We start from the raw sequence: 18,815 nt of genomic DNA on the forward strand, positions 1-18,815 counted from the left end.
GTCGTCGGTCGGCTCACCCGTGACGGGAGCCGACCAACAGTTTAATACTTGCGCAAGTGTTAACTACATGCCGGTCCGGCCCTCCGTTCGCGCCCGCCGCCCGAGCAGCTCCGCCAGCCCCCGCCGGGTCGCCGCCAGCACCACCCGGTCCGCACCCCGCAGGACGTACGTGTCGGGCAGCTCCCACACCAGCCGGGACGCCCGCGCCGCCCCCTGCGCACCGGCCTCCCCGCGTCCGTCGGGGACCTCCAGCGCCAGCACCCGCCACGCCCCCGCCCGGAACGCCTCCCCGACCGTCCTCCCCTCCAGCTGCGGATGCCCCGCCACCCGCACCGCCGCGAACAGCAGCACCCGCCGCTCCACGGGGATCGCGCCCAGGATCTGCCGGCCCATCATCGCGCCGGCGAACGAGGGCGCGGCCAGGTGCGTCACACTGCGGCTGCGGGTGAGGGCGCCGGGGTGGGCGGCGCGCAGGGTGCGGTACACGGCGGTCGCGAAGTCGTCGTCGTACAGGCGCAGCACCACCCGCAGCCGCGACCGCACGGACCGGGCGTACAGCACCGCCTCCAGGTTGGTCGTGTCCACGCTGGTCAGGGCGAGCAGCGAGTGCGCGGTGGATCTTGGCGGACTCCAGGACGCCCTCCTGGGTGACGTCCCCGAGCACCACCGGCACCCGCAGCCGCCGTGCGGTGGCCATGCCGCGCGCCTCGGGGTCGGCCTCGACGCACACCACGGGGATGTCCATCTCCCGCAGCCGGGTCAGTACACGCGTGCCGATCTTGCCGAGGCCGAGCAGGACGACGTGCCCGCCGAGCCCCCGCGGCGGTTTCCGCAGCGTCGACGCGGTGCGGAACGTGCCGAGGGCCTCCAGCACGGCCGCCAGCAGCACCGGCAGCAGCAGCAGTCCGACGAAACCGGACAGGAGCTGGAGGATCTGGCGGCCGACGTCGTCGTTGTGCGCGGGTTCGTTGATGGAGAACAGGTCGAGCAGTGTGACGTACGTGGCGTGCAGCGGATGGTCGCCGGTGACCACCATCAGCGCGACGGCGAGTGCGACCACGCACGCCGCCAGACCGGCCAGCGACCATCGCAGGCGCCGTGAGAACAGTTCCCCGAAGGCGGGCACACCGGCCCGTCCGGCGGCCAGCGGCGGCCCGGAGTACGACACCTGCTCCAGGGCGACGGTTCCGCGCCCGGTGGCCGCCTCCACCGCCGCCGCGTCGGGCAGCAGTTGCGGACCCTGCTCACCGCTGTCCTCCGAACCGTCCGCACCGGCCGGGTCGTTGCTCGTCGTGGACAGCAGCGCGAGGGTGCACAGCCCGGGGTCGGCCACCTCGCCGGGGCGGGGCGGATCGCGCTCGACCGCGCGCAGCAGCAGACCGTCGGCCTCGACGATCTTGCTGGTGCCGACGAGCGCGGTGGCCGCCAGCGCGGGCGCGGCGGTGTCCGCGTCGGACAGGACCGTCGTCGACCCCTCGACGCCGCCGGTCCCGGGACTCGCCAACACGGCGCTCTGGTCGAGCAGTTCCTCGATGTGCTGGCCCAGGCGCCGGTTGTACAGGCGCAGGACCAGCCGCAGGCGCGGGTTGAGCCGGCGTGCGGTCAGGGCGGCGCGGATGTTGGTCTCGTCGTCGTCGTAGACGAGGGCCAGCGCGGTGGCCTGCTCGACGCCGGCGTCCGCGAGCACGTCCTCGGTGGGCTCGGTGGCCTCCAACGCGCGGTCCGGGGCGCCCGGTTCGCCGCCGCCGGTCCGGTTGACGGCCGCGTTGACCATGTCCAGCAGCGCCGCCGAGGCCGCCCGGGCCCGCCCGACGACCGGCTGAGGCACCCGGCGTCCGGAGGGCGGGACGACGAGTGTGACCTGCTCGCGGTAGACACCGCGCAGTTCGGCGGCCAGCCGGTGCGCCAGCCCGTCGTCGCCGCACACCACCATGTGCGCGTACGCGTCGCGCTGCGGCCCCTGATTCGGCCCCTGACGCGGAACGCTCCCCGTGTGAGTCCCCATGTGAGGAGGACAGTACAGGCGCGGTGCCCGGTTCCGGGGAGTGCCCGAGGGTGCGCCTATATCTCCTGGGCGGGCCATCCCAGCAGCCGCGCCCCGATGGCCGCGGTCTGCAGCGTGTAGCGGTGCACCGGCTCGGACGGGTCGGCCCCGGTCAGCTGATGGATGCGGTCCAGCCGGTAGGTGAGCGCCCGCACGCTCAGCGCGAGACGCCGGGCGGCCTCGGCCGCGGTGCAGCCGGCGTCGAAGTACACCTCCAGGGTCCTCAGCAGCGGCTCGGCACCGCCGCGAGCCTCGCGCAGCGGCCCCAGCACGCTCAGTACGAGGTCGGCCATCGCCTGCCGGTCCCGGGCCAGGACCGGGTAGACCAGCATGTCGGCGGCGCGCACCACGGGCTCGTCCAGGCTCAGCCGGTCGGCCAGTTCGAGGGTGCTGACGGCCTCCTCGTAGCTGTGCACCACACCGCCCGCGCCGCTCTGCGGGCGCCCGATGGCGACCCGGCTGCCGTCCGTGGCGGCGTACGCCTGCTTGGCGAAGTAGGAGAGGACGTCGTCCTGGTCGCCGGGCGCGATACAGATCAACTGCCCGTTCTTGGTGGTGATCAGGATGCGCCGGTCGCCGAAGCGGGAGATCAGCGCGGTCTCCACGATCCGGGTGACCGGTGCGGTGTCGTCGTACGCCTCGGGTCCCTCGGCCACCGCGACGGCGTGGGCGCGGGAGAGGACGAGGCCGAAGCGCTCGGCCCGTTCGGCGAGCCGGCCCAGGTCGCTGCGCCCGTAGAGCAGGTCGTCGATGAACTCCCGCCGCGCCGCCTCCTCCTGGCGTACGGCCAGCCGCTGGGCGCGTTCGTAGCCCTCGGCGAAGGCGTCCACCGCCTGGGCGACGGCGGCGAGCACGGGGGCGGTGCCGTCGGGACCGGAGGCCGTCGTGCCACCGGGCCAGGACGTGCGCGTGGCGTCCAGGTGCAGCCGTACGAGACTGCGCAGGCTGTGCCCCGCCTCCGCGGCCTGCTCACCGTGGAGCCGCCGCTCCTCCAGCTCGTCGCGGGTCAGCCGTCGCCCCGTGTCGGCGACCGTCGCCAAAATCTCGGCGTACCCGGCCAGATACGTCTCCTGTTGCGTCTCCCGCTGGTCCGTCCGCAGGTCCGTCACCCCGTGCCTCCCCCTGCCGTGCCCGCTCGGTGCGCGGTGTCCGGCAACGTGAGGGTAGTCAACGCTGCCGGAAACCGGCAACGCGGAACAGCGGGGCCGACCGCTACTCTGCGCCGCCCGCCGACGGACCCCGTGGAGCCGCCCGCCCTACGGCCGCTGGTACGGCTGCTGCTGCGAGGGCCCGTGCCCCTGACCGCCGCCGGGGCCGCCGAAACCGCCCTGGCCGCCGGCCTCCTGCGCCTGGAGCCGCTCCGCCTGCTCCTTGGTGACCTGCTGCTCGGCGCCGCAGAAGGTGCACTGCGTCGCGTACTTCGTGGAGAACGGGAACAGCGGCACGAAGAACAGCGTGAACTTCGTGACGCGCTTCCTGAGCGTGTGCGCGGCGGGGTTGCCGCACCGGCCGCACACCAGGGTGAGTATCGCGAGCTGGTAGAGGTATCCCTTGGTGCCGAAGATGATCACGAGCTGGGTCCTTCCGGGTCGGCGCCCCGCGGGCGCGCAGGACACGCAGATCCTCTCCCAGGTTGCGCCGGGACGTGCCCCGACGGCCACTCGCGGCCGACCGCGGCCATCCGTGGCCATCCGCTCCGGACCGCTTCCGGCCTCAGCCGTCCGCGGCCTCCCAGCGCAGCAGGTCCCCCGGCTGGCAGTCGAGTACTTCGCAGAGCGCGGCCAGCGTCGTGAAGCGCACCGCCTTCGCGCGGCCGTTCTTGAGCACCGCCAGGTTGGCGGGGGTGATGCCGACGCGCTCCGCGAGCTCGCCCACGGACATCTTGCGCCTCGCCAGCATCACGTCGATGTCGACGACGATCGGCACCGGTCAGCGCTCCTTCCGTCCGCCCGCGGTTTCCATCGGCCCGCGATGCGAATCTATTGACTCTCGATAGGCGCGGCAAGATCCGAACGTATCCCTACAGGTCGGACGCCGCCGAATGTGGGTGCCGTCCCGGATGGCCCGCGCGGGCCGGTACGGGCGAGGCTTGAGCCGACTCCCCTTACCCCGGCCGCGTATGCGAGGCCCTGCCGCTTCGTCCTGCTGTGATCGTCGAGCCCCACCCCCGCAAGGAGAGCACATGGCCCGCCCCACTGACCGCGTCGCCCGACCAGGGCCCCGCGGCGGGAGGAGGACCCCATGCCCGTACCCCATGACAACAAACTCAGAGAGATCGAGTCCCGGCTGCACCGCGAGGACCCCCGCTTCGCCCGGGCCTTCGCCGACGGCCGCCCCTGCCGTCCGCGCGAGTACCGGTACCGCCGCGCCTGGCTGCTGCTCGTCACCGCGCTGGGCGCGCTGGCCACCGGCCTGGTGCTGGCCCACGGGCTGCTCATCGCCGCCGGCCTGGTCTTCGCCGGCGTGGCCGGTGAACTCTTCGACCCGCACCGCCGTGAGCGCGGCACCCGGTGCCCGCCGCCCGAGTCCTGAACCGGACGGCCCGGAGCGCGCTCGATGACCCTGTCCGAGCTGTACCTGATGCTGCTGATCGGCGGCACCGTGCTGCTGGCCAGCATCGCCGCCGCCCGCGCCGCCCACCGCATCGGCCTGCCCAGCCTGCTGCTGTTCCTGTGCGTCGGACTCGTCGCGGGCGAGGACGGCCTCGGCCTGCGCTTCGACGACGCCCAGTTGGCACAGGCGCTGGGCGCCGCCGCCCTGGCGCTGATCCTCGTCGAGGGCGGCCTGACCACCCAGTGGAGCGACGTGCGGCGCCTGCTGGCCCCCGCGGGCGTGCTGGCCACCGCCGGCGTGGCCGTCTCCGTCGCGGTGACCGCGGCGGGCGCGCACTGGCTGCTGGGCATCGACTGGCGCCTCGCCCTGCTGATCGGCGCGATCGTCTCCTCCACCGACGCCGCCGCCGTCTTCGCCGTACTGCGCGCCCTGCCGCTGCCGCGGAAGGTGAGCGTGCTGGTGGAGGCCGAGTCCGGCTTCAACGACGCGCCGACCATCATCCTGGTCCTGCTCTTCTCCACCACCGCCGACCTGCCCGGTCCGGTGCCCGTCGTGGGCAACCTGCTCTTCCAGCTCGTGGTCGGCGGCGCCCTGGGTGTGGTGATCGGGCGGCTGGGCGTCGCGGCCCTGCGGCACATCGCCCTGCCCGCCACCGGCCTGTACCCGCTGGCCACGGTCGGCTTCGGCGTCGTCGCCTTCGCCGCCGCAGGGGCGCTGGGCGCCAGCGGCATCATCGCCGCCTACCTCTCGGGCCTGGTCCTCGGCAACGCCAAACTGCCGCACCGGGCGGCCACCCGCTCCTTCGCCGAGGGCGTCGGCTGGCTGGCGCAGATCGGCCTGTTCGTCATGCTCGGCCTGCTCGTCGATCCGACCGAACTGCCCGCCGCGATCCTCCCCGCCCTGGTCGTCGGCCTGGTCCTGCTGCTGGTCGCCCGCCCCGTGTCGGTCCTGCTCTGCCTGCTGCCCTTCCGGGTGCCCTGGCGCGAGCAGGTGTTCATCTCCTGGGCCGGTCTGCGCGGCGCGGTGCCCATCGTGCTGACCACGTTCCCGGTGGTGGCCGGGGTGACCGGGGCGCGCGACGCCCTGAACATCGTCTTCGTGCTCGTCGTCCTGTTCACCCTCCTCCAGGGGCCGACGCTGCCCGCCGTCGCCCGGTGGACGGGCGTGACCCGTACGGACGCGCTGCGCGAGATCCAGGTGGAGTCGGCGCCGCTCGACCTCCTGGACGCCGACCTGCTCAGCGTGTCCGTCCCGCCGGGTTCCCGGCTGCACGGCGTCACCGTCGTCGAACTGCGGCTGCCGCACCCGACGGTGCTGACCCTGGTCATCCGCGACGGCGCCAGCCTCGTGCCCGACGGCGAGACGGTGCTGCGCTCGGGTGACGAACTGCTGCTCGTCACCACGCCCGGGGTCAGGGAGGCGGCCGAACGGCGCCTGCGTGCCATCGGCCGACGCGGCAAACTGGCCCGCTGGCTGGGTGAACACGGGTCTCCGGAGTCAGAGCCCTCGGAGTCGGCACCCTCGGAGTCGGAACACTTGCTCCCCGTACGGCGCGAAAAGCAACACAATGCGCAATAAGTGATGCGGTAAACTTCTTTACCGAGCCGTGATGCTCGCACTGGGCGAACGGATACTCAATTCACGCAGACCGCGCGGCGGTTCGAGGAGACGGGGGGACGCGACATGCACGCATGCGCCCCCGCCGTACGCACCGTCCGCACCGTCCGCATTGACAACGCGGCCCGCGACAGCGTTCCCGAACCCTCCGGGGCCTGACGCCCCCGGCCCCCTCCGCGATCAGCCGTGCTCCCCGCGCCGCGGGCAGCCGTGTGCGGCTCCGACCCGGGGCAGCCGTGTCCCGCCCTGGCTGTGGGCGGTCGTGTGCCCTCGCCGCGGCGGGGAGCCGACGGTGCCCATGCCGTCGACTGCCGCGGTCGCCGTCGCGTCGCCGTCGCCGTCGCCGCCGCCGTGGGCGGTCGCGCCGCCGGGGAGGCGCGGGCGGGCCGTGGGGCCCGTGGGGGCCTCCCAGGCCGGCCGGGCGCCGGGCTCCAGGCGCCCGGCTTCAGACACCGGGCTCCGAGGCAGCCCGGGCAGGCGCCCCGCACCGCCGGACCACGCCCCCTCGGCCTGCCCCCAGCCGCGTCCGCCCCGCTCAGATCCGCACCTCGCCCTCACTCGTGTCCGCCCCGCTCAGACCCGCACCCCGCCGTCACTCGCGTCCGCCCCGCTCAGATCCGCACCCCGCCCCCAGCCGCATCCGCCCCCGCTCTCACCCGCGCCCGCACTGCAACCACCGCACCGGACACGCCACCCCGCGCGCCCCCCGCCACGCCCCGACCCCCGGAGGACAGACGCCCGTGCACGACACGACCGCCATGCTCATCGAACTGGGCGCGATCATCCTCGCCCTGGGGCTCCTGGGCCGCCTCGCGGGCCGCGTGGGCTTCTCGCCCATCCCCCTCTACCTGCTGGCCGGGCTCGCCTTCGGGCACGGCGGCATCCTGCCCCTGCAGGCCAGCGAGGAGTTCACCGCCACGGGCGCGGAGATCGGCGTCATCCTGCTGCTGCTCCTGCTCGGCCTGGAGTACAGCGCCTCCGAGCTGGTGACCAACCTCAAGACCCAGTACCCGTCCGGCGCCGTCGACTTCGTGCTGAACGCCGTACCCGGCGCCGCCGCGGCGCTGATCCTGGGCTGGGGCCCGGTGGCCGCCGTGGCACTGGCGGGCGTCACCTGGATCTCCTCCTCCGGCGTGATCGCCAAGGTCCTCGGCGACCTGGGCAGACTCGGCAACCGCGAGACCCCCGTCGTCCTCGGCGTCCTCGTCATCGAGGACCTCGCCATGGCCGTCTACCTGCCGATCCTCACGGCCCTGCTGGCCGGCGTCAGCCTGGCCGGGGGCACCGTCACCCTGCTGATCTCCCTGGGCACCGTCGGCGCCGTCCTCTACCTCGCCCTGCGCCACGGACGGCTGATCAGCCGCGCCGTCTCCTCCGACAGTGCGGAGATGCTGCTCCTGGTGGTGCTCGGCCTCACCCTCCTGGTGGCGGGCCTCGCCCAGGAACTCCAGGTCTCCGCGGCGGTCGGCGCCTTCCTCGTCGGCATAGCCCTGTCCGGCGAGGTCGCCGAGGGGGCCAGCAGCCTCCTCACCCCGCTGCGCGACCTCTTCGCCGCCGTCTTCTTCGTCTTCTTCGGCCTGTCCACCAACCCGGCCGACATTCCGCCGGTTCTCGTGCCCGCCCTGCTCCTCGCCGTCGTCACCGCCCTCACCAAGGTCGCCACCGGCTGGTACGCCGCCCGTCGCGCCGGCATCCAGGGCGCGGGCCGCTGGCGGGCGGGCGGCACGCTGGTGGCCCGGGGCGAGTTCTCGATCGTCATCGCCGGACTCGCCGTGGGCGTGGAGCCCCGCATCGGCCCGCTGGCGACGGCGTACGTCCTGATCATGGTCGTCATCGGCCCCCTCACGGCCCGCTTCACCGAGCCCCTCGCCCGCCGCGCCACCCGTCGCCCCGGCGGGACGGTGCCCGCGGAGCCCACGGAGCCCGTACCCGCGGAACCCGCGCTCGCGGAGTCCGTGGAGCCCGCGGAGTCCGCGGACTCCGCCCACGTGAAGCCCGCGGGGCCGACGCACGCCACCACGTGAGGACGCTCGGTGCCGCGGCCGACGGCCGACGGGCGGGGGCGGGGGCGGGGAGCCGATGAGGCCGAGGAGGCCGACGCCGTCCTCACTCCCGCCCGAGGATCTCCGCCGCCGCGTCGACGCCCTCCCGCGTGCCGATCACGATCAGCGTGTCGCCCCCGGCCAGCCGGAAGTCCGGCCCCGGTGAGGGCAGCGCGTCGGCCCGCCGCAGTACCGCCACGATCGACACGCCGGTCTCGGTACGGGTACGGGTGTCGCCCAGCAGACGCCCGTTCCAGTGCGACGCCGCCGACAGCCCGATCCGCTCGGCGACCAGTCCCAGCTCGGACGTCGACAGCAGGTTCGGACTGTGGTGGGCGGGCCTGAGCGCGTCGACGACCAGCGCCGCCTCCTCCGCGTCCAGCCGCACCGCCAGCGCGGCGTCGTCCGGATCGTTCCTGCGGTACGCGCTCAGCGTGCGCGCCCCGGCCGGCTCCGCCACCACCGACAGCCGCCGCCGCTCACGGGTGACCAGGTCGTAGCGCACCCCTACACCCGGCAACGGTGTCCTGCTCGTACGCGCAGCACCCACGGCCGCCTCCCTGTTCTCCCCAGGCCAGTCCTTCCGGCAACCCGGGACACCTTAGGCCCTGCCGCCCCGGAACGCCCGGCCGATCCCGCTCAGCCGTCCGTACCGCCGCCCTTGTCGGGCACGACGACGAGACTGATGAGGTGACGGCCGCGGCCGTCACCCCGTCTGTGCTCGGTGCGGCGGGCGACCACGGCCTCCAGTTCCGCGACGAGTCCGTCGTACTCCTCGTCGGTCAGCCAGACCGCGCCCTGCCGGTAGAGGACGTTCTCGCGGTAGGGCTCGGTGTCGTCGCGGGAGAGGTAGCGGTCGAAGTCGGCCATGAGGGCCCCGGTGAAGAAGGTGAAGGCCTGGCGGTGGTCGTCCTTGGTCATGGCGGCGCGCGCGTCCTCGTCGACGAGGGCCTCGTCCTGACGGACCCGGTAACTGCGCTCGACCGTGCCGCGTACCCGCTTCTCGTGGCTCACCTCCAGCACACCGGCCTCGGTGAGCGTGGCCACGTGCCGGTACATGGAAGCGGGCGAGACGTCGGGCAGCCGTGTGCGCAGCTGGGCGGTGGTCAGCTCCCCGGCGCCGACCAGGGTCTGCAGGATGCGCATGCGGACGGGGTGGAGGAGGAGGTTCGAGGTAGCCATGTGACCCATGATCTCACATCTGATAACGTTCTCAGTGTTGAGAGCGATCGAGAGAGGCGAAGCCTTGCCCGAAATCGACCTGACGGTCACCGCGGACGACGGAACCGTGCTGCCCGGCACCCTGACCCTGCCCGAGGGTCCCGGCCCGCACCCCGCCGTCCTCCTGCTGCACGGCTCCGGCCCCCTGGACCGTGACGGCAACGCGCGCAAGGTGCCGATGAACCTCGGTCCTCCGCTGGCCGACACCCTGGCCCGGGCCGGCGTCGCCACGCTGCGCCACGACCGGCGCGGTGTCGGCGCCTCCCCCGGGAACTGGCAGGAATCCGGCTTCACCGGCAACCGCCGGGACGCGTCCGCCGCCCTGCGTGCCCTGCGCGCCCACCCCGCCGTGCGCACCGGGTCCGTCGGAGTCGTCGGGCACAGCGAGGGCGCCCTGCACGGGATGACCCTCGCCGCCCGGGGCGAGACGGAGGCGGTGGTGCTGCTGGCCGGGTTCGCCCGCACGGGGGAGGATGCCTTCCGTCAGCAGGCCGCCACGGTCTTCCGGGGCATGCCCGCCCCGGTCCGCCTCCTGCGCCGCCCGCTGGCCGCCCTGGGCGAGCGGATCCTGGCCCGCCTCAAGCGGACCACCACCGACGTGGCACGCGTCGCGGGCAAGTCGGTCAACGCCCGCTGGATGCGCGAGATGTTCGTCCACGACTCCCGGGACGACCTCGCCGCCATCACCGTCCCCGTCCTGGCCGTCACCGGCGACAAGGACCTCCAGTGCGACCCCGCCGACCTGGAGGTGATGCGGCGCCTGGTGCCGGGCGGCGACACCGAGATCCACCGCGTCCCCGACCTGACCCACCTGCTGCGCCGCGACACCGGCGAGCCCACGATCCGCTCCTACCGCCGCCTCCTGCGGGAGCCGGTCGACCCCGAGGTGCTCGCCCTCGTCGCCGGGTGGCTCACGGACCGCCTGGGCGAGCCCGCGCGCGAGCCCCTGGGCGAGCCCGCGCGCGAGCCCCTGGGCGAGCCCGCGCGCGAGCCCCTGGACGAGCCCGCGCGCGAGCCCGTGGACGAGCGGCGCACGACCCGCCGTCCCTGACCTCCGGGGCGTACCCGCGCCACGCGGCGACCCTGACCCTCCGAGGCCACCCCACACCCGAAGGATTGGCATGCACACTTCACATCGCACGCCCGACGCCTCCACTTCCCCCACTTCCTCCACTCCCCCCACCACCCCCGTCGGCTCCTACCGCACCGACCTGACCCTCTTCATGGTCATCGCCTTCGCCGTGAGCTGGCTCTCCTGGGGCGCGGCGATCGCGCTGGGCGGCACGGAGACGAACGAGGCGGCCAACGGCCCGTACATGCTCGGCGCCTTCGGCCCCCTGGTGGGCGCCCTGGTGATCCGGCTGCGCCGCCGTCGGCGCGGCGAGCCCGTCCCCGAGCACGCGGTCCCGTTCCGCGCGGCACACCTGCCGCGGGCGGTACTGCTGCTGGTGCTGGGCTCGGCGACCGTGCTGGCCGCCGCCCTGCTGGCGAGCCGGGCGGGCGGGCCCGAGCTGAGCCTGGACGTGGCGAAGGACGCCGTCGAGGACTTCGGCGGACCGGCGGCGTTCTTCGTCGGCATGCTGGTCAGCGGCCCGCTGTCCGAGGAGCCGGGCTGGCGCGGCACCGCGTACCCGAGGCTCCGCGCGAAGCTCGGCACCTTCCGGGTCTGCCTGATCCTGGGTGTCGTCTGGGCCGTCTGGCACCTCCCGCTGTTCTTCGTCGACGGCACCGTGCAGCACGACCTCGGCCTCGCCACCCCGAGCGGCGTCCTGTTCGTCGCCAGCAACATCCCGATGGCCATGCTGGTCACCGCCGCCTACGAGCGGGCCGGCATCGTCGCCTCGATCGCGGTGCACTTCGCGGTCAACACGACGATGGTCCTGCTGGCCGTGGAGGCCCCCGAGGTCCAGGCCATGACCCTCGGCATCCAGCTCATCACGGTGACGGTCCTGCTCCGCACCCGCCGGGCCACCTCCGGCCCCACCGGAACCCCGGCAGGCGGCCGCACAGCTCCCCGCGCCCACGAGGCCACCGCGGAACGAGCGCACTCGTAGACACCGCGACCGTGCACCGCGCACCCGTACACTCCGCGACCATGACGGCCGATCTCCGACTGACGGTGCTGGGCAGCGCCAGCCCGTACCCGCGGGCGGGCAACCCGTGCTCGGGGTACCTCGTCGAGGGCGGGGGGACCCGGCTGTGGATGGACGCCGGCAGCGGCACACTGGGCGCGCTGCGCGAGCACACGGGCCTGGACCGGATCGACGGCATCTGGATCTCCCACCTGCACGCGGACCACTGCGCCGACCTGCTGACCGCGTACTACGGGCTGCTCCACGCGGACCTCGAACCCACCGCGCCCACACCGCTCCTCGGTCCCCCGGGGATCGCGGACCGGCTCGCCGCGTTCCTCACCAACGGCCCGCGGCGCAGCCCGGTCGAGGACGCCTTCCGGGTCGTGGAACTGCACGACCACCACCGCGCCCGGATCGGCGGCCTCACCCTCACCAGCCGCGCCGTGTCGCACGGGATGCCCGCCTTCGGGCTCCGCGTCGAGACCGAGGACGGCGCCCGCCTCGCGTACTCCGGGGACAGCGCCCCCTGCGAGGCCCTCACCGCCCTCGCCGACGACTGCACGGTGCTCCTGTGCGAGGCCGACTACGCGCGACCGGCACCACCCGGCACCGAGGCCGTGCACCACACCCCGGAGGAGGCGGGCACGACCGCCACCACCGCGGGCGCGAACCGCCTCGTCGTCACCCACCTCGGCCCGTCCCTGGACCCCCGGACCGCCGCACGACGCGCGGCGACGCGCTACGCGGGCCCGGTGGAGTACGCGGCGCCGGGCAGCGTCTTCGAGATCGCGACGCCTGAGACCCCGCCCGGCGACGTGCGGGTGCGCCCGCACACCGGCAGGTGAGTAGGGGGACCGACGAAGACGTACGACACCCTCACGGGGGCCAGGTGCGCTCGATCCGCTCACGTCGTACCGCGTAGGCGGCCGGACCACCCCGTGCCACGGCCCGATGGACCGCCTGCCGATGGGAGTCGAGGCGTTCGACCATCTCGGCACTGCGCAGTTGCTGGTTGTCCAGGTAGAACAGCACCGCTTGTCGTTCAAGAACGGGTTGGATCTCCGAGTCGCGGCTCTTGATCCGCCCGTCCTTGGACAGTGGCACCCAGGACTGGTCGAGACCGTGCGCGATCCAGTCCTCGTCTGCGACGTCCTGGCCGTCGTCGGCGAAGACGTCTCCGATGCGGTGAACGGTCCAGCCGCATGCCCTCAGCCCCTCCGCGACACGACGTCCGAGGTTGCGATCGAGGAAGAACTCAGGCGGCAAGGCGTACCACTGCCCGGCACAGCGCGTCGACCTGGTCGGGCGTCATGTCGAAGTCGTACGCGATGTCCTCGACGCTCTCCCCTGCCTCCCACAGGTCGGTGATGGCCTTGACCGCGACACGGTTGGCGGCCACGACAGGCCTTCCGTGCCCGAACCTCGGATCGATCACGACCGGTACTGATACCGGATACTGCCGAAGCCGCAAGCTGGAGGGGAAGTCGTCGTCGGATTCCCAGTTCAGGTAGCGGAGGTAGCCGGAGACCACCTCATGGATGGGCGCCTGCCCGTCCCGGGCTCTGCGAAGATCGCCGAGACCGTGCTCGACGAAGATGTCCACACCGTCTGTCGCGATCCGCTTCGACACCAGACCGTACGGGGTGGCGAAGGCGTCGCGTACGGCGGCGGCGGCCTCCCTGATCTCGCTCATCCGCAGTCCCAGTGACCGCAGCGAACGCAGCACGTGCGCCTCGGCCACCGCGATGAACGGCACGGAGGGCTGCCCCTTGCGAGACGGCTCGACCTGGTGGACCAAGGGCGCTCCGGCGGCCGTGCCCTTCAACCACGAATGGAGCGTCGACTCCGGGATCTCCAGGTGGGAGGCTGTTTCCTTGGGAGTCAGGAGTCCGTCCCTGAACCTGTCGACCATGACCCACCTCCTCCTGCCACGTCCGGTACCGGGCCTCGCATCGTCGCACATGAAGCCTGCCACCCGGCGGCGGACGGGGCACCCGCCCACCGGCTCAGCCGGCCGCACGCAGGGACTCCCCGACGGGGTGTTCCCGGCAGCTCCGGCAGCGTCCCGGTTCCTGGGCGCGGAAGGCTCGTTCGCAGCCGTCGCAGGTCTGGAAGGGCAGCACGGACGGCCGGGGTTCGAGGAAGGGCGGGGGCGGCGGCGGCAGGGGCGTCTCCCGGAGCCGGAAGGCGAGGATCCTGGCGGGCCGTGCCTGGAAGCGGTCGGGGAGTCCGGTGGTCAGCAGCTCGGTGATCTCCCGCGGCGCGACTCCGGCCGCCAGCCACTCGCCCACGGCGGGTGCCAGGCGCGCGGCCTCCGGGGCGGACAGCACGAGACGGGCGTCGACCCGACGCAGGGCGGCCAGTACGGCGACCGCCTCCGGGGCGGCCTCGGGGAGCGGGGGCGCCGTCTGCCGCGCGGGCGGCGGGGTCTCCGGAACAGCGGGCGGCTGCTGCCGCGGAGCCGGTTTCGGCGGCTCGGGCGGCGGACCGTCCGGCCCTTCGCCACCGGGCACGTCGTAGAAGTACGTCCGGGTGCGGATCTGCCCGGAGGGCAGCCGCTCTCGGCGCCGTTCCAGGTACCCGGCGGCTTCCAGCTCCCGCAGCGCGCGTGAGATCAGGATCTCACCCTCGCTGAAGTGCTCGCACAGGGCGGCGATGGTCACGGGGGCGCCGGAGGGCAACGACAGGATGTACACGGCCACGCCGACCGTGACCGCGCTGCCGCGCCGCTGGGCGAGGGTGTTGGCGATCACCGTGAAGTCGGCGGTGAGCCGGGTGCGTACGTGGATCACACCGGAGGTCGGTGCTCCGGCGTCGGCGCGCAGGCGCGCGTTAGACTGCGAGTCAGCCATCGGGAAGGTCCTTGCTTCCTTGATCGGTCAGGCCCTCGTCCGGGAGTGCGAATCCTGGGCGTGGGCCGCTCTGTTGTGGGTCGGTGGTGTGCTCTTGCGGTGAACGTAACGGCCCGAATCCCGCACCCGCAAGCCAGTCACCCGCACGGGTGACACGCGCGCACCGGCGCGGGGAGGGTGGGTGGGCGGGTAGTTCTTTCCCCGGTTCTTTGGGGAGGTCAGTGGCCCACCGGCACCTCGGGAACGAGGTACCGGCGGACCCGGGCAACCGCTGTCGGCCGGCACCCGGTTGACTCAGCGGCGGCGGCGACCGCCCGTGACCCCGCTTATGAACGCGGCCCAGGAGCCGTCCCCGAAGGCCACCACAGGCCCGCCCGGAACCTTGCTGTCACGAACGGGCACGACGCCCGTGAACCCGTCGGCGACCTCCACGCAGTTGCCGCCCTCCTGGTTGCTGTAGCTGCTCCTGCGCCAGGCGACGCCGTTCGGATCGGGAAGGAACGTTCGCTTCACGGTTGTAGCCCTCCATCGCGGACCGGATCATGTCGAGCGACATGACTGTGGGCAGGGCATCCGCCCGGACCCGATCGTAAATCCCCGAGAAGTGCTTGACCTCGTCCGGTTCTTCGATGAGTTGGCCGTAGTGCGCGCCTTCCGTGTAGGCCACCTCCGAGCCGTCCGGCAGCGTCAGAACCGTCAGCGAACCGCCCAGCGCGTCGTGTCCGCCCTGCTCGAACGGCAGCACCTGCACCCTGACATGAGACTTCGGCGCGGCCTCCACCAGCCGCTCCAACTGCGCCCGCATGACGTCGTCCCCGCCGATCGGCCGTCTGAGCACCGCCTCGTCGAGCACCACCCACAGCTCCGGCCGCCCGGGAGTGGTGAGCCGCTCCTGCCGCCCCATGCGGGCGGCGACCCGTTCCTCCAACTGCTCGGCGCCGTCCAGCGTCATGCCGAGGCTCAGTACGGTCCGCGCGTACTCCTCCGTCTGCAACAGACCGGGCACCAGATGCGCCGCGTACTCCCGGACGGATACCGCCCGCTGCGAGTGGGCGATGAACGCACGCGACCAGTCGGGGAACGCCTCCCGGTACACGTACGGCCACAGCTCCGCCAGCAGGTCCTCCGCCCCGAGCGCCGCGTCCAGCGCACGCGCCAGCTCCAGCGTGGGCTTGGCCCCGGACGCCCGCTCGATCTGGGTGATGCGGGTGCTCACCACATGTGTTAGTTCCCCGAGTTGGGCCTGGGTGAGTCCGGCAGCCGTCCGGAGTCTGCGCACTCGCATGCCGAACAGGGCGGCCATCGACTGACTGGGATCAATTCCGCTGGCCAAGGCTCCACTTCCGTTCCTTACGTCCTGAAAGGTAAGGCTGCGCCCCCTGTTGAGCGTATGACGTTCGGTCGATCCTTGAGTACGGAACGTGACGACTCGACCCGACGGAATGGAGCCGAACCGACCGTGCTGCCAGAAACCCGCACCCCAGAAGCCTCCGCCCCAGAAGCCCCCATCCCAGGAGCCGACCTCACCGCCCAGTTCCCCTCCACACCGAGAGGCGCCCAGCTCGCCCGGCGTCACGCTGTCCGGTGGCTGGAGGCACTGGGGCACCCTCCGGAGTCGGACGTGTCCTGCGCCGTCGCCCTCGTCGTCGGTGAACTGGCGGCGAACGCCGTCCAGCACGGCCGCGTCCTCGGCCGCACCTTCGGCGTCCGGCTCACCGTGGACGCGGCGGCGGGACTGGTGCGCGTCGAAGTGGCGGACGCCGCCGCGGACCGGCATCCGTCCGCAGTCCTGCCCTCGTCCTCACTCGAGGGGGAGTCGGGCCGGGGCCTGCTTTTGGTGGACGTCCTGGCCCTGCGCTGGGGCTGGACACCGCGCCGTACCCTCGGCAAGACCGTCTGGGCGGAGGTGCCATCGAGGCCGGCAGGCGCGGCGGATCCTGAACCGGGCCTGGTATGAGCGCAACCCGCGGCCGGTTCCGGGCTCCGCACTCAGGCGTCGGCCGGCGCCACGTCGCCGGTGTCACCGACCAGCCCGACCTGGACCAGGGATGTGCGCCTGAACGACCTTCTCGTAAAACGGCAGTACAGCGAGGTGAATTGCCCGTGAGTGCGGCGCCCCAGGGGCCCTGCTTCTCCATCACCGTCGAGGCCCTGCGGCTGCGAGAGTGGCTGCTCGGCCCAGGCCAGGCCACGCTCGTGATAGCTCAGTTCTCCGCCGACGGCTTCTACTCGGTCGTGGTCGACTGCGCGAAGACAGCACACGTAACCGGCTCCTGAGCGCTCCAGCCAGCTGAGGGCCATCATGTTGTTCTGCCCTGGCTTGGCGTCCTCTCTATGCCCGGTGCTTCGTTCGGCGGGACGAGTCCTACCGGCTATCGCTTTGAACGCAAGCGGCTGGCACCCCTCAGGTCTGCCCGTAATGAAATCCTGACGAACGAGCTTGACGGGCGCTAGGTCGTAATGGAAGCCTTACGGTCATGGCGATCGATCAGTTTGACGGGCATGGATTCGCCCCCTTGCCCGTGCATGAGTTCGACGGTGAATACCACGAGCTCGTGGGTATGGCGGCTTCGTGTAGCTGCGGCTGGCGCGGGACCGACGTCTCTCCGGGTATGGAGGGGAAGGGCGGCTATCGCGGCCCCACCGCCCACCCGATCACGTCCGAGGAGGGCGAGGCGGAGCGTGCCGCAGAGCAGGAGTGGCTGGACGAACACATCGCAGACTTCGACGGGGCTGTCGTCTCGGCGGCTCTCGCCAATCAGATCCGCTCCGTTGGTGAACAGCTCGATGTCCTGATCGAGGCGGACGAACCGATGGCCGCCCTGGTGGCGATCCGCCTGTCAGGCGGCTACTTCGCCCGCCAGGCCCGCGATGCGGCCCTGCGCGCCAGCTTCTTGGACCATTCCTGGTCGCAAATCGGCGACGCGCTGGGTATCTCCAAGCAGGCAGCCTGGGAGCGATACGGGAAATCCCGGCCGGAACGTGCATCGGAGTAGCTAGAAAGACACCCTGGCACCAGCGCAATAGGCCACTGGCCGTGATCGTTTTGGCTGGTATAGGCGGTGTCGAGGTCCCCGAGGTCGGGTTGGGTACGCACACGGTACGACGGCCGTGGCCGGAACCACGCGCGACGCTCGCTAGAACCTCTCACTCCGTTGAGCGCCAGGCCGACGGCGGCCACGAGCAGCCCTGGCCGTTTTCATAGACCTCATCAGGGCCCTCATTGGTACGGCGCGCTGATGCTCGCACACGCTCAGACGGTAGGGGGAAGACGGTAGGGGGAGGAAGAGCAGGGCTTACCGCCCGCCGCCAGGCTTGGTGAGTGATCGAGTGGCCTTGGTGATGGGGTGATAGGAACCGTTTGGGGCCCGGGACGTGGGGTCAGCTCCCCAACGGACCCCCAAACGCCCCCGAAACCGCTCAGGGGCCCGACCCGCTGAGCGGATCAGGCCCCTGACCTGGAACTTCACTGTCGGGGTGGCGGGATTTGAACCCACGACCTCTTCGTCCCGAACGAAGCGCGCTACCAAGCTGCGCCACACCCCGATTGTCGCTGCTCGTCGCGGCGACGTCGTTTACTTTAGCCCACCGGTGGCCGGAGACGAAATCCGGTTTAGCGGGAGCGGCGGGGCGGGTTCGGGCGGGCGTGGTCGAGGGCTACGAGGAGGGCGGCCAGGGCGTAGAGGGCGAGGCCGATGAGGAGGGCGTTGGCGAGGACTCCCCGGTAACCGTGCTGGTCGACGTCGAGGAAGGGGTAGAGGTAGCGGTCCCCGGAGCCGGGGAGGAGCAGCTCGCCGCGGGCGAGGGAGAAGGCCAGGTAGGCCAGGGGGTAGAGGAGCCACGCGGGGGCCTGGCTGAGGTGCAGGCGGCCGGGGGCGGTGAGGAGCAGCCACTCGATGGCCGCGGCGACCGGGACCGCCGTGCACAGGATGTGGGTCGCCGCCACCTGCCAGGCTGTGCCCGAGCCGCCGGTCACGGCGAACGCGCTCGACGCGTCGGCCCGGAGCACGTGGTGGACGAGGCCGCCGGCGACGACGTAGAGCAGGGCCGCGCCGGTGAGGGCACCCGGCAGGGGGTGGTGGGCGGACCAGGCGCACCGGGCGGAGGCGAGCATGACCAGTGCCAGCAGGATGCCGCTCTGCACCGTGAAGTGGCTCAGGGCCGCCGTGGGCGGGCCGACCGCGACCAGTTCGATCGCCACGCCGGTCAGCGCCAGCAGGGCCGTGAGGCCGCGGAAGGCGGCGACCAGGCGACGGCGTACCGGAATCAGCACGGCTCGCGCCGGTACGACGGTCGGCGGCAGGACGACGTGGCCCGGGATCGGGGGGAGGTCCGGGAGGTCCCTGGGTATCGGGGCTGTCATGGCCTCACGCTAGGCAGGCCGGACATGTCGGGCTATGTGGGTGGTCCG

Annotated in this window: 20 protein-coding genes, 1 tRNA gene and 2 pseudogenes; 9 read left to right on the forward strand and 14 right to left on the reverse strand. The window is 72.6% G+C overall.

Features of this window, described 5'->3' with window-relative positions:
• Positions 1 to 63: 63 nt before the first annotated feature.
• From BJ961_RS01390 to BJ961_RS01405, 4 genes and pseudogenes are all read right to left on the reverse strand, one after another.
• Positions 64 to 1,933: pseudogene (locus BJ961_RS01390) on the reverse strand (NAD-binding protein).
• Between the two features lie 128 nt (positions 1,934 to 2,061).
• The gene (locus tag BJ961_RS01395; protein WP_271319493.1) at positions 2,062 to 3,153 is read right to left on the reverse strand and encodes a PucR family transcriptional regulator; all 1,092 of its coding nucleotides are present in this window, start codon (positions 3,151 to 3,153) and stop codon (positions 2,062 to 2,064) included.
• Between the two features lie 147 nt (positions 3,154 to 3,300).
• Positions 3,301 to 3,615 (reverse strand): zinc-ribbon domain-containing protein, encoded by a 315-nt coding sequence (locus tag BJ961_RS01400; protein WP_271319494.1) that lies wholly within the window; start codon positions 3,613 to 3,615, stop codon positions 3,301 to 3,303.
• A gap of 142 nt (positions 3,616 to 3,757) precedes the next feature.
• The gene (locus BJ961_RS01405; protein ID WP_271319495.1) at positions 3,758 to 3,970 is read right to left on the reverse strand and encodes a helix-turn-helix domain-containing protein; all 213 of its coding nucleotides are present in this window, start codon (positions 3,968 to 3,970) and stop codon (positions 3,758 to 3,760) included.
• A 315-nt stretch (positions 3,971 to 4,285) separates the two neighbouring features.
• Here BJ961_RS01405 and BJ961_RS01410 point away from each other — a divergent pair, with 315 nt between their 5' ends.
• Complete coding sequence (locus BJ961_RS01410) at positions 4,286 to 4,576, forward strand: DUF3040 domain-containing protein (protein WP_271319496.1); 291 nt, start codon at positions 4,286 to 4,288, stop codon at positions 4,574 to 4,576.
• 24 nt (positions 4,577 to 4,600) lie between these two features.
• Positions 4,601 to 6,175 (forward strand): potassium/proton antiporter, encoded by a 1,575-nt coding sequence (locus BJ961_RS01415; protein ID WP_271319497.1) that lies wholly within the window; start codon positions 4,601 to 4,603, stop codon positions 6,173 to 6,175.
• 219 nt (positions 6,176 to 6,394) lie between these two features.
• Here BJ961_RS01415 and BJ961_RS01420 read toward each other — a convergent pair whose 3' ends face one another.
• Positions 6,395 to 6,667 (reverse strand): hypothetical protein, encoded by a 273-nt coding sequence (locus BJ961_RS01420; protein WP_271319498.1) that lies wholly within the window; start codon positions 6,665 to 6,667, stop codon positions 6,395 to 6,397.
• A 287-nt stretch (positions 6,668 to 6,954) separates the two neighbouring features.
• On the opposite strand from BJ961_RS01420, the gene BJ961_RS01425 reads away from it, so the two are divergent.
• The gene (locus BJ961_RS01425; protein ID WP_271319499.1) at positions 6,955 to 8,238 is read left to right on the forward strand and encodes a cation:proton antiporter; all 1,284 of its coding nucleotides are present in this window, start codon (positions 6,955 to 6,957) and stop codon (positions 8,236 to 8,238) included.
• An 82-nt stretch (positions 8,239 to 8,320) separates the two neighbouring features.
• On the opposite strand, the gene BJ961_RS01430 is transcribed toward BJ961_RS01425, so the two are convergent.
• Positions 8,321 to 8,806 (reverse strand): cation:proton antiporter regulatory subunit, encoded by a 486-nt coding sequence (locus tag BJ961_RS01430; protein ID WP_271319500.1) that lies wholly within the window; start codon positions 8,804 to 8,806, stop codon positions 8,321 to 8,323.
• A gap of 89 nt (positions 8,807 to 8,895) precedes the next feature.
• Complete coding sequence (locus tag BJ961_RS01435; protein WP_271319501.1) at positions 8,896 to 9,438, reverse strand: helix-turn-helix domain-containing protein; 543 nt, start codon at positions 9,436 to 9,438, stop codon at positions 8,896 to 8,898.
• A 64-nt stretch (positions 9,439 to 9,502) separates the two neighbouring features.
• On the opposite strand from BJ961_RS01435, the gene BJ961_RS01440 reads away from it, so the two are divergent.
• The 3 genes from BJ961_RS01440 to BJ961_RS01450 all read left to right on the forward strand — a co-directional run bounded on the left by BJ961_RS01440 (position 9,503) and on the right by BJ961_RS01450 (position 12,397).
• The gene (locus BJ961_RS01440) at positions 9,503 to 10,528 is read left to right on the forward strand and encodes an alpha/beta hydrolase family protein (protein WP_271319502.1); all 1,026 of its coding nucleotides are present in this window, start codon (positions 9,503 to 9,505) and stop codon (positions 10,526 to 10,528) included.
• Positions 10,529 to 10,598: 70 nt separating this feature from the next.
• Positions 10,599 to 11,531 carry a CPBP family intramembrane glutamic endopeptidase gene (locus BJ961_RS01445; protein ID WP_271319503.1) on the forward strand — a complete coding sequence of 311 codons (933 nt, stop codon included), beginning with the start codon at positions 10,599 to 10,601 and terminating at the stop codon, positions 11,529 to 11,531.
• Positions 11,532 to 11,572: 41 nt separating this feature from the next.
• Complete coding sequence (locus BJ961_RS01450; RefSeq protein WP_271319504.1) at positions 11,573 to 12,397, forward strand: MBL fold metallo-hydrolase; 825 nt, start codon at positions 11,573 to 11,575, stop codon at positions 12,395 to 12,397.
• 31 nt (positions 12,398 to 12,428) lie between these two features.
• Here BJ961_RS01450 and BJ961_RS01455 read toward each other — a convergent pair whose 3' ends face one another.
• The 5 genes from BJ961_RS01455 to BJ961_RS01475 all read right to left on the reverse strand — a co-directional run bounded on the left by BJ961_RS01455 (position 12,429) and on the right by BJ961_RS01475 (position 15,707).
• Positions 12,429 to 12,818 (reverse strand): PIN-like domain-containing protein, encoded by a 390-nt coding sequence (locus BJ961_RS01455; RefSeq protein ID WP_271319505.1) that lies wholly within the window; start codon positions 12,816 to 12,818, stop codon positions 12,429 to 12,431.
• A complete protein-coding gene (locus BJ961_RS01460) occupies positions 12,808 to 13,464 on the reverse strand; it encodes a DUF433 domain-containing protein (RefSeq protein WP_271319506.1) in 657 nt (218 codons plus the stop codon). The genes BJ961_RS01455 and BJ961_RS01460 overlap by 11 nt, the downstream gene beginning before the upstream one ends.
• A gap of 94 nt (positions 13,465 to 13,558) precedes the next feature.
• Positions 13,559 to 14,404: a hypothetical protein gene (locus BJ961_RS01465; protein WP_271319507.1), complete on the reverse strand. Its 846-nt coding sequence runs from the start codon at positions 14,402 to 14,404 to the stop codon at positions 13,559 to 13,561.
• Between the two features lie 294 nt (positions 14,405 to 14,698).
• Complete coding sequence (locus BJ961_RS01470) at positions 14,699 to 14,836, reverse strand: DUF397 domain-containing protein (protein WP_381158300.1); 138 nt, start codon at positions 14,834 to 14,836, stop codon at positions 14,699 to 14,701.
• Complete coding sequence (locus BJ961_RS01475; protein ID WP_271319508.1) at positions 14,793 to 15,707, reverse strand: helix-turn-helix domain-containing protein; 915 nt, start codon at positions 15,705 to 15,707, stop codon at positions 14,793 to 14,795. The genes BJ961_RS01470 and BJ961_RS01475 overlap by 44 nt, the downstream gene beginning before the upstream one ends.
• 87 nt (positions 15,708 to 15,794) lie before the next feature.
• On the opposite strand from BJ961_RS01475, the gene BJ961_RS01480 reads away from it, so the two are divergent.
• The 3 genes and pseudogenes from BJ961_RS01480 (at position 15,795) to BJ961_RS01490 (ending at position 17,400) form a co-directional block, all read left to right on the forward strand.
• Positions 15,795 to 16,361 (forward strand): ATP-binding protein, encoded by a 567-nt coding sequence (locus BJ961_RS01480; protein ID WP_381158296.1) that lies wholly within the window; start codon positions 15,795 to 15,797, stop codon positions 16,359 to 16,361.
• A 146-nt stretch (positions 16,362 to 16,507) separates the two neighbouring features.
• Positions 16,508 to 16,654, forward strand: a pseudogene (locus BJ961_RS01485) (DUF317 domain-containing protein); the annotation flags it as partial.
• Positions 16,655 to 16,881: 227 nt separating this feature from the next.
• Positions 16,882 to 17,400: a hypothetical protein gene (locus tag BJ961_RS01490; RefSeq protein WP_271319509.1), complete on the forward strand. Its 519-nt coding sequence runs from the start codon at positions 16,882 to 16,884 to the stop codon at positions 17,398 to 17,400.
• Between the two features lie 476 nt (positions 17,401 to 17,876).
• On the opposite strand, the gene BJ961_RS01495 is transcribed toward BJ961_RS01490, so the two are convergent.
• Positions 17,877 to 17,950: transfer RNA gene (locus BJ961_RS01495), tRNA-Pro, on the reverse strand.
• Between the two features lie 67 nt (positions 17,951 to 18,017).
• The gene (locus BJ961_RS01500) at positions 18,018 to 18,767 is read right to left on the reverse strand and encodes a Pr6Pr family membrane protein (protein ID WP_271319510.1); all 750 of its coding nucleotides are present in this window, start codon (positions 18,765 to 18,767) and stop codon (positions 18,018 to 18,020) included.
• Positions 18,768 to 18,815 lie beyond the last annotated feature (48 nt).

The organism is Streptomyces lienomycini, from assembly GCF_027947595.1.
Classification (GTDB): domain Bacteria; phylum Actinomycetota; class Actinomycetes; order Streptomycetales; family Streptomycetaceae; genus Streptomyces; species Streptomyces lienomycini.

What these genes read in the sequence shown, in the direction of transcription:
- BJ961_RS01415 (WP_271319497.1), top strand. Translation starts at nt 4,601, where the DNA reads ATGACCCTGTCCGAGCTGTACCTGATGCTGCTGATCGGCGGCACCGTG.
- BJ961_RS01475 (WP_271319508.1), bottom strand. Translation starts at nt 15,707, where the DNA reads ATGGCCGCCCTGTTCGGCATGCGAGTGCGCAGACTCCGGACGGCTGCC.
- BJ961_RS01445 (WP_271319503.1), top strand. Translation starts at nt 10,599, where the DNA reads ATGCACACTTCACATCGCACGCCCGACGCCTCCACTTCCCCCACTTCC.
- BJ961_RS01460 (WP_271319506.1), bottom strand. Translation starts at nt 13,464, where the DNA reads ATGGTCGACAGGTTCAGGGACGGACTCCTGACTCCCAAGGAAACAGCC.
- BJ961_RS01435 (WP_271319501.1), bottom strand. Translation starts at nt 9,438, where the DNA reads ATGGCTACCTCGAACCTCCTCCTCCACCCCGTCCGCATGCGCATCCTG.
- BJ961_RS01480 (WP_381158296.1), top strand. Translation starts at nt 15,795, where the DNA reads ATGACGTTCGGTCGATCCTTGAGTACGGAACGTGACGACTCGACCCGA.
- BJ961_RS01410 (WP_271319496.1), top strand. Translation starts at nt 4,286, where the DNA reads ATGCCCGTACCCCATGACAACAAACTCAGAGAGATCGAGTCCCGGCTG.
- BJ961_RS01500 (WP_271319510.1), bottom strand. Translation starts at nt 18,767, where the DNA reads ATGACAGCCCCGATACCCAGGGACCTCCCGGACCTCCCCCCGATCCCG.
- BJ961_RS01450 (WP_271319504.1), top strand. Translation starts at nt 11,573, where the DNA reads ATGACGGCCGATCTCCGACTGACGGTGCTGGGCAGCGCCAGCCCGTAC.
- BJ961_RS01465 (WP_271319507.1), bottom strand. Translation starts at nt 14,404, where the DNA reads ATGGCTGACTCGCAGTCTAACGCGCGCCTGCGCGCCGACGCCGGAGCA.
- BJ961_RS01490 (WP_271319509.1), top strand. Translation starts at nt 16,882, where the DNA reads ATGGCGATCGATCAGTTTGACGGGCATGGATTCGCCCCCTTGCCCGTG.